At 70.9% G+C, this 17,166-nt stretch carries 12 protein-coding genes and 1 pseudogene; 5 read left to right on the top strand and 8 right to left on the bottom strand.

Translation table 11 applies throughout. The features are described from left to right. Positions 1-5 precede the first annotated feature (5 nt). Positions 6-761 (bottom strand): ribonuclease HII, encoded by a 756-nt coding sequence (locus tag AY578_RS24765; protein ID WP_051101700.1) that lies wholly within the window; start codon positions 759-761, stop codon positions 6-8. A gap of 94 nt (positions 762-855) precedes the next feature. Further along, the gene (locus tag AY578_RS24760) at positions 856-1,479 is read right to left on the bottom strand and encodes a TetR/AcrR family transcriptional regulator (RefSeq protein WP_028960139.1); all 624 of its coding nucleotides are present in this window, start codon (positions 1,477-1,479) and stop codon (positions 856-858) included. Between the two features lie 185 nt (positions 1,480-1,664). On the opposite strand from AY578_RS24760, the gene AY578_RS24755 reads away from it, so the two are divergent. Next, positions 1,665-3,212, top strand: coding sequence for an MFS transporter (locus tag AY578_RS24755; RefSeq protein ID WP_028960140.1), 1,548 nt, complete (start codon positions 1,665-1,667; stop codon positions 3,210-3,212). A 353-nt stretch (positions 3,213-3,565) separates the two neighbouring features. On the opposite strand, the gene AY578_RS24750 is transcribed toward AY578_RS24755, so the two are convergent. The 3 genes from AY578_RS24750 to AY578_RS24740 all read right to left on the bottom strand — a co-directional run bounded on the left by AY578_RS24750 (position 3,566) and on the right by AY578_RS24740 (position 5,896). Continuing rightward, complete coding sequence (locus AY578_RS24750; protein WP_019526314.1) at positions 3,566-4,480, bottom strand: ADP-ribosylglycohydrolase family protein; 915 nt, start codon at positions 4,478-4,480, stop codon at positions 3,566-3,568. A 49-nt stretch (positions 4,481-4,529) separates the two neighbouring features. After that, complete coding sequence (locus AY578_RS24745; RefSeq protein ID WP_028960141.1) at positions 4,530-5,189, bottom strand: histidine phosphatase family protein; 660 nt, start codon at positions 5,187-5,189, stop codon at positions 4,530-4,532. Positions 5,190-5,290: 101 nt separating this feature from the next. Further along, on the bottom strand, positions 5,291-5,896 hold the full coding sequence (locus AY578_RS24740) for a YdbC family protein (RefSeq protein WP_063823439.1): 606 nt from the start codon (positions 5,894-5,896) through the stop codon (positions 5,291-5,293). Between the two features lie 157 nt (positions 5,897-6,053). Between AY578_RS24740 and AY578_RS24735 the strand changes: the two genes are divergently transcribed. Next, on the top strand, positions 6,054-6,584 hold the full coding sequence (locus tag AY578_RS24735; protein WP_258905543.1) for a TerD family protein: 531 nt from the start codon (positions 6,054-6,056) through the stop codon (positions 6,582-6,584). A gap of 116 nt (positions 6,585-6,700) precedes the next feature. On the opposite strand, the gene AY578_RS24730 is transcribed toward AY578_RS24735, so the two are convergent. Both AY578_RS24730 and nrdR read right to left on the bottom strand, forming a co-directional pair. Beyond that, the gene (locus tag AY578_RS24730) at positions 6,701-9,595 is read right to left on the bottom strand and encodes a vitamin B12-dependent ribonucleotide reductase (RefSeq protein ID WP_019526310.1); all 2,895 of its coding nucleotides are present in this window, start codon (positions 9,593-9,595) and stop codon (positions 6,701-6,703) included. Positions 9,596-9,759: 164 nt separating this feature from the next. Beyond that, positions 9,760-10,314, bottom strand: a complete 555-nt coding sequence (nrdR, locus tag AY578_RS24725) for a transcriptional regulator NrdR (RefSeq protein ID WP_136238806.1) — start codon at positions 10,312-10,314, stop codon at positions 9,760-9,762. Positions 10,315-10,898: 584 nt separating this feature from the next. Here nrdR and lexA point away from each other — a divergent pair. After that, positions 10,899-11,678, top strand: coding sequence for a transcriptional repressor LexA (gene lexA / locus AY578_RS24720; RefSeq protein ID WP_019526308.1), 780 nt, complete (start codon positions 10,899-10,901; stop codon positions 11,676-11,678). Positions 11,679-12,222: 544 nt separating this feature from the next. On the opposite strand, the gene AY578_RS24715 is transcribed toward lexA, so the two are convergent. Beyond that, complete coding sequence (locus AY578_RS24715) at positions 12,223-14,193, bottom strand: ATP-dependent DNA helicase (protein ID WP_026244044.1); 1,971 nt, start codon at positions 14,191-14,193, stop codon at positions 12,223-12,225. A 372-nt stretch (positions 14,194-14,565) separates the two neighbouring features. Here AY578_RS24715 and AY578_RS24710 point away from each other — a divergent pair, with 372 nt between their 5' ends. Beyond that, a complete protein-coding gene (locus AY578_RS24710; protein WP_028960142.1) occupies positions 14,566-15,789 on the top strand; it encodes a trypsin-like serine peptidase in 1,224 nt (407 codons plus the stop codon). A gap of 101 nt (positions 15,790-15,890) precedes the next feature. After that, a pseudogene (locus AY578_RS24705) lies at positions 15,891-17,107 on the top strand (trypsin-like serine peptidase). Positions 17,108-17,166 lie beyond the last annotated feature (59 nt).

Genomic DNA, 17,166 nt, shown 5'->3' with positions numbered 1-17,166 from the left:
TTTTATCAAACGGTGGCACGGTCGGCAGCGCCGGGTGGCACATCAGTGCGAGCGTCCGGTCCGAAGTCGAAGCCGAGTTGGCCCTCGATCTCAGGGACGCGCGCCTCCGCCCAGGTGCGGGCCTTCTTGAGGTGCCGCCACTGGGGCAGCGCATCAAGATACGCCCACGACAGCCGGTGGTGCGGGGTGGGTCCCCGGACCTCCAGCGCGGCCCGGTGCACGGGGGACGGATACCCGGCGTTGTCCGCGAAACCGAAGTCTGCATGGTCGGCGCCCAGTTCGGCCATCATTTTGTCGCGCTGGACCTTGGCGATGACCGACGCCGCCGCCACGGCCACGCACGACTGGTCGCCCTTGATGACCGTCCTGACCCGCCACGGCGCGCCGAGGTAGTCGTGCTTGCCGTCGAGGATGACCGCGTCGGGCCTGACGGGCAGACCCTCCAGGGCGCGGACGGCCGCCAGGCGGAGCGCGGCGGTCATCCCCAGGTCGTCGATCTCCTCGGGCGACGCGTGGCCCAGGGCGTACGACGTCACCCAGCTCCGCAGCGTCTCGGCGAGTTCGGTGCGGCGCTTGACGGTGAGGAGCTTGGAGTCGGTGAGTCCCTCGGGGGGCCGGCGCAGTCCGGTGATCGCGGCGCAGACGGTGACCGGGCCGGCCCACGCACCACGCCCCACCTCGTCGACACCTGCAACGATCTTCGCTCCGGTCGTGGCGCGGAGTGAGCGCTCGACGGTGTGAGTAGGTGGTTCGTACGGCATGGCGCCCTTAGCGTACGCCGCCCGGTTCGGCGTGCGACACCCCGGTTCCCGGACTGTGGACACCACCGTCACCACCTTGTGATCACGCGTGCGGTCAGGAGGGGTGCGGGCGCAGCAGCGGGACCATCAACTGGTCGATCATCTGCTCCAGATCGACGTCCGGCCATTCGCTGCCGCACATCTTCGAGCGGTACATCATCATCGCCGGAATGGTGTCGAAGACATACCCGTTGGCGGCGTCGGGGCGCACCTCTCCCCGCTCGATACCGCGCTCGATCACCTCGCGGAGCATCGTGAGGGTCGGCTCCACGAGACCGCTGACGATCACCGCGTGGAAGCGTTCGGCTTCGGTGTTGTCGCACTCGTGAATGACGGCGCGAAGGGCGAATCCCGGCTTGGAGAACATGGCGTCCCGGGCCCTGCGGCACAGCTCCAGCAGGTCCTCGCGGACGCTTCCGAGGTCCGGCGCCTCCCGGAAGTCGGGCAGTGCGGCACGCAGGGCGTCGGCGACGAGGTCCTCCTTGGAGGGCCAGCGCCGGTAGACGGCCGCCTTCCCCGTCTGGGCGCCCGCGGCGACGCCCTCCATCGTCAGGCCGTTCCAGCCGACCGTGCTGAGCTGCTCCAGCGCGGCCTCGAGGATCGCGCGTTCCAGTACGGCGCCGCGGCGGCGGGAGGCGGCCGTCTGAGCCTGGGCCGCGGCCCAGCTCGAAGTAACCATCTGACTCTCTCCAACGAGCAGAGGAAGCGGGCATTCGGGGATGAAGCACCCGCCGTACGGCGCCGAAGGGGGACGCGCCGACACGACGGCCGTTCAGTGAACGCTTGCGTTCACTGTCGGGGGCTCCTACCGTTGACGCAACAGTGAACGCGCTCGTTCACTAACTCTTCCGTGGGGGACCCATCGTGACCACCTCTCCTTTGCTCCAGGATCCAAAGCCGGGTGCGGCTCGCCGGCCAGGGCGTCCCGGCATCGCCCTCGCCGTCATCGCGGCCTGTCAACTCATGGTCGTACTCGACGCGACGATTGTGAACATCGCGCTCCCGCACATCCAGAATGCCCTGCAGTTCAGCACCACCGATCTCACCTGGGTGGTCAGCGCCTACACCCTGACCTTCGGCGGGCTGCTGCTCCTCGGCGGCCGGGCCGGCGACATCCTCGGCCGGCGCCGCGTCTTCATGACCGGCATCCTGCTGTTCACCGCCGCCTCCCTGCTCGGCGGGCTCGCCCAGGAGCCGTGGCAGCTGCTCGCGGCGCGCGTGCTGCAGGGCATGGGCGGCGCGATCGCCTCGCCGACCTCGCTGGCGCTCATCACCACCACGTTCCCGGAGGGCCCCGAACGCAACCGGGCCTTCGGCGTCTTCGCCGCGGTCTCGGCGGGCGGCGGCGCCATCGGACTGCTCGCGGGCGGCATGCTCACCGAGTGGCTCGACTGGCGGTGGGTGCTCTTCGTCAACGTGCCCATCGGCCTGCTGATCGCCGTTCTGGCGCCGATGTACATCAACGAGTCCGAACGGCACACCGGACGCTTCGACATCGCGGGCGCGGTGACGTCGACGGCCGGCATGGCCACGCTCGTCTACGGCTTCATCCGCGCCGCCGAGGAGGGCTGGAGCGACACCGTCACGATCGGCTCGTTCGTCGCGTCGGCGATCCTGCTGGCGGGCTTCGCGCTGATCGAGTCCCGCGCCAAGGAACCGATCACGCCGCTGCGGATGTTCGCCGACCGCAACCGCTCGGGCACGTATGTGATCATGCTCAGCCTCGCCGCGGCGATGTTCGGCATGTTCTTCTACATCGTTCTCTTCGTGCAGAACGTCCTCGGCTACACCCCGATCGAGGCCGGTCTCGCCTTCCTTCCGGTGACGTTCGTGATCGCCGCCGGGGCGGGGATCTCGCAGCGGTTCCTGCCGGTGTTCGGACCCAAGCCCTTCATGATCACCGGTTCGACGCTGGCCGCGCTCGGGCTGGCCTGGCAGACGCTGATCGACTCCGACAGCTCCTACGTCAGCGGCATCCTCGGGCCGATGCTGGTCTTCGGCTTCGGCATGGGCCTGAACTTCGTGACGCTGACGCTCACCGCGGTCTCCGGAGTGGCCCAGCACGAGGCAGGCGCCGCCTCCGGCCTGCTCAACGCCATGCAGCAGGTGGGCGGATCGGTCGGCCTGGCGCTGCTCACCACGGTGTTCGGCACGGCCGGCCGCGACGAGGCGGAGAAGCAGGTCCCGGCCTTCCTCGCCGAGGGGACGGCGGAACAGAAGGCGGAGTTCGCCCAGACCCATCAGCTTCCGGCGCCCTGGGGGCACGAGGTGCTCGCGCAGGGCATCTCCGCTGCGTTCGTCCCGGCGGCGGCGATGGCGGTGCTGGCCCTGGCGGTCGCCTGGTTCGTCATCCGGGTCCGCAAGAGCGACCTGGAGGCCCTGTCCGGCACGGCGGGACCCGGCATCGGCTGACGGGACCACCGCACGCGCCCGGCCCGGCGGCGCACCGGCCGACTCCACGGGGGTCGGCGGGGCGACCCCGGGCCGACGCGCGTGCAGCACGTGCGACAGCACCACGGCACACAGCGCGAGCAGCACTCCCGCCCACACGGCCATCCGACACCCCTCCCCCGGCACACTCGCGCCCGCACCCCACGCCGGCACCACACCGACACGCGTCAGCCTGTCCCGAGCGCCGCAAGGCCCACAGCACCTCACACCGCCCACCAGCCGACACACCGACAACGCTCGGCCGGTCACGCAGAGTTCCCGTCGCACACGGAGAGTTCCGAAGGGGTCGGCCTGCCGTCAACAGACCGAGGCCGTCAGACCTCGACCGACCGCGTCACCCACTCCGGCAACGGCTCCACCCGCTCCACCCACTCCGCGGGCGGGGCCCCCGCCGGCCCGGCCGCGACCACCCCGCCCACGATGGAACAGGTGGTGTCGACGTCGCCGCCCACCTGCGCGGTCGTCCAGAAGGCGTTCTCATAGTCGCCCAGGGAGCGGGCGGCGGACCAGAGCGCGAAGGGCACGGTGTCGTGGGCGGTCGTACGCCGTCCGCAGCCGAGGACGGCCGCGACGGTGGCCGCGTCGCCGTAGTCGAGCATGTCGCGCGCCCGCCGCAGCCCCGCGCCCACCGCACTGCGCGCGGGGATCAGCGCGATGACCCCGTCGAGAAGGTCCTCGGCGCCAGGCGGTCCGTCCGGCGCCGCCGCGAGGGCGGCCGCCGCTGCGACGGCCATGGCGCCGACCACGGCCTCGCGGTGCTGGTGCGTGGGGTAGGCGGAGATCTCCGCCTGGTGGGTCGCCTGCTCGGGGTCGTCGGCGTACCAGGCGCCCAGGGGCGGGATGCGCATCGCGGCGCCGTTGCCCCACGAGCCCTGGCCGTTGAAGAGGGCGGCGGCCAGTTCGCGCCAGTCGCCGCCCTCGCGGACCAGGCGCAGCAGGCGGTTGACCGCAGGACCGTAGCCCCGGTCGAAGTCGTGGTGGTGGGCGAAGGAGTGGGCCAGGGCGTCCTGGTCGATGCGGTGGTGCGTGGCCAGGACGGCGACTACGGAGCAGGCCATCTCGGTGTCGTCGGTCCACTGCCAGGGGCCCTCGGGCAGTTCGCGGCGCTTGAGCAGGGGGTAGTTCACCGGCACGAAGAACTGCGAGCCGAGCGCATCCCCCACCGACAGGCCGCGCAGGCTCGCCAGCGCGCGCTCGAGCCGCGCCTCCGGGGAACGATCAGTGGTCATCGCCTCGCAACTCTCCCATCCGGCTCTCGCCGACTCCAGTACATCTCGCCTATCCGGTGATCGGGTAGGGCTCGGGATCGCGCCAGCGATCGAAGGGCCTGTCCAGCGTGTACTTCCCGTTCTCGCCCAGGACGAGCATCCTCACCTCGGCGTTCCCCGGGTTGGAGAGCGACTCGAACTCCGCCACGGTCCAGTGGAACCACCGCATGCAGAACAGCCGCATGGCCAGACCGTGGGTGACGATCAGGACGTTCGGCGGGTGGTCCGGGGCCTCGAAGCTGCGGAACAGGCTCTCCAGGAAGCCGCCGACGCGGTCGTAGACGTCGGCGCCGGACTCGCCCTGGGCGAAGCGGTAGAAGAAGTGGCCGTAGGCGTCCCGGTAGGCCTTCTGGAGGCGGACGTCCTCGCGGTCCTGCCAGTTGCCCCAGTCCTGTTCGCGCAGGCGGGGCTCCTCGCGGACGCGTATCAGGTCCGGGTCGAGGTGGAAGGCGTTCAGGGTCTCGAGCGTCCGCCGGTACGGGGACACGTAGACGCTGACCCGCTCCCGGCCGAAGAGGTCGCGGAGCCGCTCGCCCGTCGCCTCGGCCTGCTTCCTGCCCCGCTCGGTGAGCCCGAGGGCGTGGTCGGGTTCGCGCTCATAAACGGTGTCGTCAACATTGCCCGTTGATTCACCGTGCCGGACAAGGACGATGCGCCGTGGTCGTGCCATGCCAAAACCCTAGATCGGGTGAGGGCGCTACGGGCACTCGTGCGGGTTCCGTACGGCATTTGTCACACACATGTGTGCCGCTCCCGACCGCGGAAGCGCGCTCACACCGTCCAGGCGGACTCCATGTCGACGAGGTCGCCCGCGAGGGCCGCGACGTCCGCCTCGGTCTGCGCCCGCAGCGCCAGTCGCTCCACGCGTTCGGTGCGGTACTTACCGTGTTCGGCGGCGGCACGCCACATCGACAGGATGAGGTATTCGTTGCCTGGCGCCTCGCCGAACAGCCCCCGCACCATGCCGGGCGAGCCGGCCATCGCCGGGTTCCACACCTTCTCCTGCATCAGCACGAAGTGCTCGGCGCGTTCCTCGTGGACGCGGCACAGCGCGACCCGGATCAGATCGGCGTCGGTGAAGCGCGGCTCGAACCCGGTCTTCACGTCGAAGCGGTGGTCGAACAGTCGGACCTGGGCGTTCTTGAAGGTGCCGGCCTGGGAGGAGGCCAGCCGGTCGTGGGACCTGGCCATGAACGAGTCGTAGAAGGCGCGGCTCTCCCAGAAGGAGAAGATGTGCGCCACGTCCTGCCGCCCCCGGCTCCAGCCTCCGCCCTGCGCGCGAAATCCCGGCTCCCCCAGAAGCCCCGCCCACTTCCGCTGTCCCCGCTCGAACCCCCGACGGTCCACCACGGTGCAGCGAATCCACTTGACCAGCACCGCGCCATCGTAAGCCCAGGGAGTGCGGCCCCGGTCGCCCTCGCGTCGACTGCGTACCGGCGCCCGGGAGCGCACGCGTGGCAGGATGGACAATCTGCCGTGGTTTTGCGGTAGTTGGGGTGTGCCGGCAGGACGGTCACGAGGAAGGGGACAACGGGTGAACGGCATCGGCAAGGGGATCCGCAAGGTCGAGATCGCGCTGCGGTGGGATCCGAGTCCGACGGGGGAGCCCTCCACCGACCTCGATCTGGTCGCCGCGCCCTACGGGGCGGATGCCCCGCACGGGGACCCGGTCTACGTGGTGCACTTCGACAGCCGCTCCCCCGACGGCACCATCACGCTCAACCGGGACAGCCAGGACGGCAAGGGGTTCGGGTACGACGAGGTGATGACGCTGGAGCTGGACCGCCTGGACCCGCGCTACGCGCGCGTGGTGGTCGGCGTCGTCATACAGCAACAGCAGGCGCCGCGGACGTTCTCCGGGGTGCGCAACCCGGGGCTGCGCATCCGTGAGGGCTACGACGTGCTGGCGGAGGACGACTTCGGCCGCGTGCTCGGCGCGACGGCGGCCACGGTCGCGGAGTTCGTCCGGGAGGGCTCGGGCCCCTGGGAGTTCCGTGCGGGCGTGCACGGCTTCGACGGTGATCCGGTCGACTTCACGCGCGCGATGGGCGCCCGCCGCGCCTGACACCGGGAAACGGCCCCTGCGTACAGGGCCTAAGACGCCCGAGGGCGGTGGCACCGGGAACCCGGTACCACCGCCCTCACCGTCTCACCGCCGGGCAGTGCCCTGGCGGGTCGGCGTCAGCTGCAGCCGCTGGTCGAGCCGCAGCCCTCGCAGATGTAGCAGGAACCGGCGCGCTGCATCTTCGTGCCGCAGGAGAAGCACAGCGGGGCGTCGGCCTGGATGCCCAGCTGCATCTCCACCAGCTCGGCGCTGGTGTGGGCCTGCTTCGGGGCGGGCTTGGCCGCCTCGGTCTCGGCCTTCGGCGTGGAGACCGCCTTCAGCTCCTGGGCGCGCGGCGCCGACTGGGCCAGGCCCTCGACGTCGACCTCGTCGTCGGCCGGCTCGTACGAGCCGGTCTCCAGATGACGCTGGCGCTCCTCGGCGGAGTGGATGCCGAGCGCGGAGCGCGTCTCGAACGGCAGGAAGTCCAGCGCCAGGCGGCGGAAGATGTAGTCGACGATCGACTGCGCCATCCGCACATCCGGGTCGTCCGTCATGCCGGCCGGCTCGAAGCGCATGTTGGTGAACTTCGAGACGTAGGTCTCCAGCGGCACGCCGTACTGGAGGCCCACCGAGACGGCGATGGAGAAGGCGTCCATCATGCCCGCGAGCGTGGAGCCCTGCTTCGACATCTTCAGGAAGACCTCGCCGAGACCGTCGTCCGGGTAGGAGTTGGCGGTCATGTAGCCCTCGGCGCCGCCCACCGTGAAGGAGGTGGTGATGCCGGGACGGCCCTTCGGGAGGCGCTTGCGGACCGGGCGGTACTCGACGACCTTCTCGACCGCGGCGCGGATCGTCTCCTCGGCCTTCTCCGTGACCTCGGCCTTCTCCTTCTCCTTGGTCTTGGCGGAGAGGGGCTGGCCGACCTTGCAGTTGTCGCGGTAGATGGCGAGCGCCTTGACGCCCAGCTTCCAGGCCTCGAAGTAGATCTCCTCGACCTCCTCGACGGTCGCCGTCTCCGGCATGTTGACCGTCTTGGAGATGGCGCCGGAGATCCACGGCTGGATCGCGGCCATCATGCGGACGTGGCCCATCGGGGAGATGGCGCGCTCGCCCATGGCGCAGTCGAACACCTCGTAGTGCTCGGGCTTGAGGCCGGGGGCGTCGATCACATTGCCGTGCTCGGCGATGTGGGCGACGATCGCCTCGATCTGCTCCTCCTGGTAGCCCAGGCGGCGCAGGGCCTGCGGAACGGTGCCGTTGACGATCTGCATCGAGCCGCCGCCGACCAGCTTCTTGAACTTGACCAGGGCGAGGTCGGGCTCGACACCGGTGGTGTCGCAGGACATCGCCAGGCCGATGGTGCCGGTCGGGGCGAGCACGGACGCCTGGGAGTTGCGGAAGCCGTTCTTCTCGCCGAGGCGCAGCACGTCCTGCCAGGCCTCGGTGGCGGCGGCCCACACCGGGCTGTCCAGATCGTCCATGCGCGGGGCGGCGCCGTTGGCGTCGGCGTGCTGCTTCATGACGCGCTTGTGGGCGTCGGCGTTGCGGGCGTAGCCCTCGTACGGGCCGACGACCGCGGCGAGCTCGGCGGAGCGGCGGTAGGCGGTGCCGGTCATCAGGGAGGTGATGGACCCGGCGAGCGCGCGGCCGCCGTCGGAGTCGTAGGCGTGACCGGTGGCCATCAGCAGGGCGCCGAGGTTGGCGTAGCCGATGCCGAGCTGGCGGAAGGCGCGGGTGTTCTCGCCGATCTTCTCGGTCGGGAAGTCCGCGAAGCAGATCGAGATGTCCATCGCGGTGATGACCAGCTCGACGACCTTCTGGAAGCGTTCGGTCTCGAACGACTGGTTGCCCTTGCCGTCGTCCTTGAGGAACTTCATCAGGTTCAGCGAGGCCAGGTTGCAGGACGTGTTGTCCAGGTGCATGTACTCGCTGCACGGGTTCGACGCGGTGATCCGGCCGGACTCGGGGCAGGTGTGCCAGTGGTTGATGACGCCGTCGTACTGGATGCCCGGGTCGGCGCAGGCCCACGCGGCCTCGGCGATCTTGCGGAAGAGCGCCTTGGCGTCGACCTCCTCGATGACCTCGCCGGTCATACGGGCACGCAGGCCGAACTTGCCGCCCTTCTCGACGGCCTCCATGAACTCGTCGTTGACGCGCACGGAGTTGTTGGCGTTCTGGTACTGGACGGAGGCGATGTCGTCGCCGCCCAGGTCCATGTCGAAGCCCGCGTCGCGCAGGACGCGGATCTTCTCCTCCTCCTTCACCTTGGTCTCGATGAAGTCCTCGATGTCGGGGTGGTCGACGTCGAGCACGACCATCTTCGCCGCGCGGCGGGTGGCGCCGCCGGACTTGATGGTGCCGGCGGAGGCGTCGGCGCCGCGCATGAAGGAGACCGGCCCGGAGGCGTTGCCGCCGGAGGAGAGGAGCTCCTTGGAGGAGCGGATGCGGGAGAGGTTCAGGCCGGCGCCGGAGCCGCCCTTGAAGATCATGCCCTCTTCCTTGTACCAGTCGAGGATCGACTCCATGGAGTCGTCGACGGACAGGATGAAGCAGGCGCTGACCTGCTGCGGCTGGGGCGTGCCCACGTTGAACCACACGGGGCTGTTGAAGCTGAAGATCTGGTGCAGGAGGGCGTAGGCCAGCTCGTGCTCGAAGATCTCGGCGTCGGCGGGCGAGGCGAAGTACTTGTTGTCCTCGCCGGCCTTCCGGTACGTCTTCACGATGCGGTCGATCAGCTGCTTGAGGCTGGTCTCGCGCTGCGGGGTGCCGACGGCGCCCCGGAAGTACTTGCTGGTGACGATGTTGACCGCGTTCACCGACCAGAAGTCGGGGAACTCCACGCCGCGCTGCTCGAAGTTGACCGAGCCGTCGCGCCAGTTGGTCATGACGACGTCACGGCGCTCCCAGGCCACCTCGTCGTACGGGTGGACCCCCGGGGTGGTGTGGATGCGCTCGACCCGAAGTCCCTTGCCGGCCTTGCTCGCCTTGGCTCGGGAACTACGTGCCGGACCGCTCGCCGTCTCTGTCATGCCGCCTCCCTGATACGGGCGAAAACGCCCTGAAGTGCCCCGATGTTCCCGTGGCACGGTGTTCTGTCTGATGCTGCGGGCACCCACTCGCCTGCCCGCAACAGGTCTTCTTCGCCGCCGGCCGAACCGGTCCCGGACCCTCGCGTCCGGGGCCGGACCGCCGCTCAGCCGGCGGGAGCGGGCGCGGGGACCTGCGCGGTCCCCTCCTGCCCGCTGTCGTCTTCCTGGCTCCCCGGGGCGGCCCCGTCGCCGCCCCCGTCGCCCTCGGCGGGCCGCTCCGCCCGCCGGAGTTCCGCGATCGCGGCCTCGAAGTCCTCCAGCGAGTCGAACGCCCGGTACACGGACGCGAACCGCAGGTAGGCCACGAGGTCGAGTTCCTGCAACGGGCCGAGTATGGCCAGCCCCACGTCGTGGGTGGTCAGCTCGGCGCTTCCGGTGGCCCGCACCGCTTCCTCGACCCGCTGGCCGAGCTGGGCGAGGGCGTCCTCGGTGACGGGCCGTCCCTGGCACGCCTTGCGCACACCATTGATGACCTTGGTGCGGCTGAACGGCTCGGTGACTCCCGACCGCTTGACCACCATGAGCGAACACGTCTCCACGGTCGTGAAACGACGGGAGCAGTCCGGGCACTGGCGGCGCCTGCGGATCGACGTGCCGTCGTCGGTCGTACGGCTGTCGACGACACGGCTGTCGGGGTGCCTGCAGAAGGGGCAGTGCATGGATCCCAACCCTCCTCACAGCAGACTCAATGACCTCGCAGGCCCCAGGGGCCTCACGAAGCAGCACCAGCATAGGCGATCGCGGAGCCCTCGGAGACCGGGGGGACCACAACTTCTGGGCTGCTGTTGCAATCCAACCACTAGATGTGGGGATTGGCGCATACATCGAGAGTGAGACGCGTGTCGCGCGCCGAACGGGGAATCCGGAGCTGGAAGTCTGCCCATGAGGCGCCCCCGGGCGTTCCCCGCGCACGCTCGGAGGCCCGTCCCCGTTGGGGAGAAGACGTGCCGGAGACGGGGAGGGGGCGTGCCGCTCCGGAAGAGGGCGGGGTCGCTTCACGCGCGTGGGGCCCCACGATGGCAGACTGACTCCGCGCACCGCGAGGCCGCCGCCCCGGCGGAGACCTCGGCGGTGAAGAGTACAACAAATGGCCCGTTTGTCCGGCAGGAAGTGCGGCGACCAATACACCTCGGTGAAAGAACGCGAGCCACAATTCGCGATTTTTCACTCGAACGTGTGTTTGGCGCAACCTTTCGAAAGCATCTACCGTTGTGCTGCAGGGAGACCATCGAGAGGGGCCGACGTGACCACCACCGCAGACAGTGCCGCCATCACCGCCCAGGACCGCTCCCAGGGCCGCATCGAGCCGGTGCATGCGATGAACGAAGCCACGAATCCCGAGGCGCACAAGCGCTCCCTGCCGGGCCGACCTCCCGGCATCCGGGCGGACAGCTCCGGACTCACCGACCGGCAGCGCCGGGTCATCGAAGTGATCAGGGACTCGGTGCAGCGGCGCGGATACCCGCCGTCGATGCGGGAGATCGGCCAGGCGGTCGGGCTCTCCAGCACCTCCTCCGTCGCGCACCAGCTCATGGCGCTGGAGCGCAAGGGCTTCCTGCGCCGTGACCCGCACCGTCCGCGCGCGTACGAGGTGCGGGGGTCCGACCAGGCCGCGACCGTGCAGCCGACGGACACCGCCGGCAAGCCCGCCGCGTCGTACGTGCCGCTGGTCGGCCGGATCGCCGCCGGTGGCCCGATCCTCGCGGAGGAGTCCGTCGAGGACGTCTTCCCGCTGCCCCGGCAGCTCGTCGGCGACGGTGAGCTGTTCGTGCTGAAGGTCGTGGGTGACTCCATGATCGAGGCCGCGATCTGCGACGGCGACTGGGTCACGGTCCGCCGCCAGCCGGTCGCCGAGAACGGCGACATCGTGGCAGCGATGCTGGACGGCGAGGCGACCGTGAAGCGGTTCAAGCGGGAGGACGGCCATGTCTGGCTGCTCCCGCACAACGCGGCCTACGAGCCGATCCCCGGCGACGACGCGACGATCCTCGGCAAGGTGGTGGCCGTCCTCCGCCGCGTCTGACCCCGACGGGAGCCGGGCCACCCCCTTGGCCCGCCCCGCCCCTGACCGGACCCCGGAACCCCTGCGCCGGTTCCGGGGTCCTGTGTTGCCCGGGGGCGCCTTGGCCCCTTGAAAGCGCGCGGTATTGCCGGAAACGCCCCGGGCACGGCTCACGGCGCCCCGTGCCGGCGCGCACCGATGAGGACACTCCGGCCACCGCCGGGCCGGAGTCGCTGAGCCGTGGCCACATGCGCCGGGCAGGGCGGCTTCGTCCCGCAACTTCGCGTGCGCGGCGTTTTCGCGTGCGCGGCGTTGCGGCAGCCGGCCGCGGACCGGACCGGTTCCGACGGGAGGGGCTCAGCCCGGCGGGCTCCCGCGGGCCACGCCTTCGCCCTCCCGGGGCGTAGGCGCCCACCCTTCCACCGGCGCCGAGCCGCAGGCCGGCCCCGCCCCGCTGCGGGCAAGAGCGCGTGTGCGGCTCTCTGCGGCCGTTTCTCCAGCCTCCCAGGGGCCGCGAGACTCCACCCCACCCGGGCGGGGCACCAGGGCGCCCAGGCCCCCGTTCCTACTCCGCTTGCTTGGCCGCCGCGTCGATAGCCGCAAGGGACTTGCGGACTTGATTCCGGTCCGTCGTGTACCAGAAGTCCGGCATCGATGCCTTCAAGTAGCTGCCGTAGCGCGCCGTCGCCAGGCGGGGATCCAGGACCGCCACCACTCCCCGGTCGCCCGAGGCGCGGACCAGGCGACCCGCTCCCTGCGCCATCAGCAGTGCCGCGTGCGTCGCCGCGACCGCCATGAAGCCGTTGCCGCCGGCCTCCTCGACGGCCTTCTGGCGCGCGCTCATCAGGGGGTCGTCGGGACGCGGGAACGGGATCTTGTCCATGACCACCAGCTGGCAGCTGGGCCCGGGGACGTCCACGCCCTGCCACAGCGACAACGTGCCGAAGAGGCACGTCCGCGGGTCCGCCGCGAAGTTCTTGATCAGCTCGCCGAGCGTCTCCTCGCCCTGGAGGAGGATCGGGTACTCCGGGATCCGCGAGCGCAGTTCCTCCGCCGCGAGCTGGGCCGCCCGCATCGACGAGAACAGCCCCAGCGTGCGGCCGCCGGCGGCCTGGATCAGCTCCGTGAGCTCGTCGAGCATGTCCTTGCGGTCCCCGTCCCGGGCAGGCCGGGCCAGGTGCTTGGCGACGTACAGGATGCCCTGCCGGGGGTAGTCGAACGGCGAGCCGACGTCCACGCCCTTCCACTGCGGGAGGTCGTCCCCCTCCGCGCCCTCGGGGCCCAGCCCCAGCGACGCACCCACGCCGTTGAAGTCGCCGCCCAGCTTCAGCGTGGCCGACGTCAGCACGACCGAGCGGTCGGTGAACAGCTTCTCCCGCAGCAGCCCCGAGACCGACATGGGCGCGACCCGCAGCGAGGCCCCGAAGCGGTCGTGCCGCTCGTACCAGACGACGTCCCACTCGGAACCGTTGGTGATCCGCTCCGCCACGTCGTGGACGCTCTCCACGGAGGCCAGTGCCTGCTTGCGGACCGCGTCCTCGTCCTGGACCGACTTGTCGCGGGTGGAGCCGATCGCGGAGATCACCGTGCGGCACGCGTCACGCAGCGCCATCAGCGCGTACCCGAGGTCCTCCGGGATCTCCTCCAGCCGGCCCGGCAGGGCCAGCTCCATCAGCCGCTCGAAGCCCTCGGCGGCCGTCTGCAGCTGGTCGGCCGCCTTCTCGTTCACCAGCTTCGCCGCGCGCCGCACCGCCCGGTTCACCTGCCCCGGGGTGAGCTCGCCGGTGGCCACCCCGGTCACCCGGGAGACCAGCTCGTGCGCCTCGTCCACGATCAGCACCTCGTGCTGCGGCAGCACCGGGGCGCCCTCGATGGCGTCGATGGCGAGCAGCGCGTGGTTGGTGACGATCACCTCGGCCAGCTTGGCGCGCTCGCGGGCCGCCTCGGCGAAGCACTCCGCGCCGTACGCGCACTTCGTCGCGCCCAGGCACTCCCGCGAGGACACCGACACCTGCGACCAGGCCCGGTCGGACACGCCGGGCGTGAGGTCGTCGCGGTCGCCGGTCTCCGTCTCGTCCGACCAGTCGCGCAGCCGCAGCAGGTCCTGGCCCAGCTTGCTGGTGGGCGCGGCCGCCTCGAACTGGTCGAAGAGGCCCTCCTCCTCGTCCTGCGGGACGCCCTCGTGCAGCCGGTGCAGGCACAGGTAGTTCGACCGGCCCTTGAGCATCGCGAACTCCGGGCGGCGGCGCAGCAGCGGATGCAGCGCCTCCACCGTGCGCGGCAGGTCCCGCTCGACGAGCTGCCGCTGGAGCGCCAGGGTCGCCGTCGCCACGACGACCCGCTCCCCGTGCGCGAGCGCGGGCACCAGGTAGCCCAGGGACTTGCCGGTGCCGGTGCCGGCCTGGACGAGCAGATGGGCGCCGTCGTCGATCGCCTCGGCGACGGCTTCGGCCATGGCCACCTGACCGGGGCGCTCCGTGCCGCCGACAGCGGTGACGGCAGCATGCAGGAGTTCGGGGAGTGAGGGCTGAGTCATAGCCCGACCAACCCTACGGCCCCCCACCGACAATCGTGCGCGCACACGGAGAGCCGCGGAGGCGGCCGGCGCCCCGCGCCCGAAGCGCGGCCCGGCGCCCGGAGCACCACCCCCGCGCGCGGCGCGCGCATGGACCGCCACCCCTACCACGCACCGCGCCCCACGCCCCCGCTCCACGAGATCCGCACACGACCGGCCAGGTCAGACGCCTTGTAGCCGAACCGTTGCCGTTCCGTCGGACGGCCCCCACGGCGAACGCCTAGTGTGTGGTGCCGTTGTCCCAAACCGTCGGAGCAGCCCAACGACTCGTCCGGGTCGGATGTGACGACGGGCGTCGTACCACCACCGTTCATTTCAGGGGGAGTTCAGATCATGCGATCCATACGGCCGTCGTCCGCCGCTCGCCGCGTGAGGAGGCGGTCACGCAGAACGCCCCCCGTGCTGGCGGCAGTTGCCCTCGCCTCCGCGCTGGCCCTGACCGCCACCGCGTGCGAGTCGGGCGACACCGACGCGAGCGCGGACACCTCGGCGACGGCCGAGGCCGACGACGGCAAGCTCAAGATCCCGGACGACATCGCGGACCGGCTCAAGGAGCACGGGATCGACCTCGACAAGTGGCGGGACGGCGCCTGGAAGAACTGGGACAAGGACAAGTGGCTGCGTGAGGCGCAGGACTTCGTCAACCCGATCATCGAGGACCTGTGGGACCCGGACCGCATGCGTGAGGCCGACGAGCCCGACCAGCCGGAGGTCGACGAGAACGACATCTCCGGCGACCAGGGCGTCACCGACCCCACGCCGGACCCGGTGCAGGCGAAGGCCGTGCCGCCGTCGTACCACGAGAACGCGCCCACCGCGGGGAAGGTCTTCTTCGACTCCCCCGAGGGCACGATGGTCTGCTCCGCGACGGTGGTGGAGGACCCGGCCAACCCGGGCAAGTCCAACATGGTGTGGACGGCGGGCCACTGCGTGCACGCGGGCAAGAAGGGCGGCTGGTACCGCAACATCGCCTTCGTGCCGTCGTACAACGACTCGGGCATGTCGGCGAAGGAGATCGGCGGGGCCACCAAGGAGGAGGTCGCTCCGTACGGCGTCTGGTGGGGCGACTGGGCGCAGACCTCGGACCAGTGGATCGAGCAGGGCGGAGCGACGGGCGGTGACGGCGCCTCGTACGACTTCGCCGTCATCCATGTGACCCCGGAGAAGGGCGGCGACGGCACGTCGCTGGAGGAGACGGTCGGTGCGGCGATGCCGGTCGACTTCAACGCGCCCGCCGTGCCGAAGATCAAGGAGATGGAGGCGATCGGCTACCCGGCCGCGCCCCCGTACGACGGACAGTCCCTGTACTCCTGCGAGGACAAGCCGGGCCGGCTTTCGCTGAGCGCGTCCGACCCGACGATGTACCGCATCGGCTGCAGCATGACCGCCGGTTCCTCCGGCGGCGGCTGGATCGCGGCCGGCCAGGACGGCAAGCCCGCACTGGTCTCCAACACCTCCATCGGCCCGGTGACGACCGGCTGGCTGGCCGGGCCGCGGCTCGGCAGGGAGGCCAAGGGCGTCTACGACGCGGTCAGTGGGAAGTTCGCCGGTCAGTGACCGGACCGTCCGCCCCGGGTGGCGCCGCGCGCCCGGGGCGGACGACGGAACACCGACGCAGCGGCACACGAATTCTGAGTAGTGACGGGGGTCACCACAGCATGCGTTCCCTCTCCCCGACCGTCCCGCGCCGGCGCGGACGGCGGACCGCCCTCGCCGCGAGCGCGCTGCTCGCCGCGCTGGCGCTCACCGCGACCGCCTGCGGCGCGGGTCCACGGAGGACAAGGCGACCGACCGGCCCGACGCCTCGGCGAGCACGGCCGGAGCCGGTGACGACGCGGGCGGCGGGCTCCGCGTCCCGGCCGACCTCGCCGACCGGTTGAAGGACCACGGCATCGACGTGGACGACTGGCGCGACGGCGGCTGGAAGGACTGGGACCGGGACGAGTGGCTGCGCGAGGCGCGGGACTTCGTCAACCCGGTCATCGAGGGCCTCTGGAAGCCCGAGCGGATGCAGGACGCCGAGGAGGCCGAGAAGACGGTCACCACGAAGGACGCCTCCGCGGCCCAGGGGCTGAGCGACCCTGAGCCGACGCCGGTGACCGCGCAGGCGGAGAAGACGCCGTACCACGAGAACGCGGCCCCGGTCGGGAAGGTGTTCTTCGACACCCCCGAGGGCTCGGCCGTCTGCTCCGGCACGGTGGTCAAGGACGTCAACCACCCGGGGAAGTCCAACCTCGTGTGGACCGCCGGGCACTGTGTCCACGCGGGCGCGGACGGCGGCTGGTACCGCAACATCGTCTTCGTCCCGGCCTACAACGACCATGGCCGCTCCGAGGCCGAGCTGAGCGGCGCGGACCCGGCGGAGATCGCCCCGTACGGCAACTGGTGGGCGGACTGGGCGTCGACGTCCAACGGCTGGATCCAGGGCGGCTCGGAGAGCGGCGGCGACGGGGCGGCGTACGACTACGCCGTGCTGCACGTGCAGCCGGAGCAGGGCGCGAAGTCCCTGGAGGAGACCGTCGGCGCCGCGCTCGACGTCGACTTCTCCGACCCGGACGCGGCCCAGGCGGGCACGATGGGCGCCTGGGGCTACCCGGCGGCGCCGCCGTACAACGGGCTGCGGATGTTCAAGTGCCTGGACGCCCCGGGCCGCTTCTCGCTCGCCCCGAACCTGCCGGACATGTACCGCATCGGGTGCACGATGACCGGCGGCTCGTCCGGCGGCGGCTGGTTCCGGGTGGTGAACGGTGAGACGGTGCTGGTGTCGAACACCTCGATCGGCCCGCTGGACCACACCTGGCTCGCGGGCCCGCGGCTCGGCGCGGGGGCCGAGGCGCTGTACCAGAACATGAGCAGGACCTACGGCGGCCGCTGAGCCGCACACGACGAGGGCCCGCCCCCTGCACTCGGCAGGGGGCGGGCCCTCGTCGTGGT

The organism is Streptomyces thermocarboxydus (assembly GCF_024760485.1).
Lineage (GTDB): Bacteria > Actinomycetota > Actinomycetes > Streptomycetales > Streptomycetaceae > Streptomyces > Streptomyces cellulosae.
The sequence above is the reverse complement of the archived record's forward strand: the minus strand, read 5'-3'. Positions and strand labels throughout refer to the sequence as shown.

Bases quoted from the DNA above. Each gene is read 5' to 3' on its own strand.
- AY578_RS24765 (WP_051101700.1), bottom strand. From the start codon at position 761: ATGCCGTACGAACCACCTACTCACACCGTCGAGCGCTCACTCCGCGCC.
- AY578_RS24760 (WP_028960139.1), bottom strand. From the start codon at position 1,479: ATGGTTACTTCGAGCTGGGCCGCGGCCCAGGCTCAGACGGCCGCCTCC.
- AY578_RS24715 (WP_026244044.1), bottom strand. From the start codon at position 14,193: ATGACTCAGCCCTCACTCCCCGAACTCCTGCATGCTGCCGTCACCGCT.
- AY578_RS24710 (WP_028960142.1), top strand. From the start codon at position 14,566: ATGCGATCCATACGGCCGTCGTCCGCCGCTCGCCGCGTGAGGAGGCGG.
- AY578_RS24750 (WP_019526314.1), bottom strand. From the start codon at position 4,480: ATGACCACTGATCGTTCCCCGGAGGCGCGGCTCGAGCGCGCGCTGGCG.
- AY578_RS24730 (WP_019526310.1), bottom strand. From the start codon at position 9,595: ATGACAGAGACGGCGAGCGGTCCGGCACGTAGTTCCCGAGCCAAGGCG.
- AY578_RS24745 (WP_028960141.1), bottom strand. From the start codon at position 5,189: ATGGCACGACCACGGCGCATCGTCCTTGTCCGGCACGGTGAATCAACG.
- nrdR (WP_136238806.1), bottom strand. From the start codon at position 10,314: ATGCACTGCCCCTTCTGCAGGCACCCCGACAGCCGTGTCGTCGACAGC.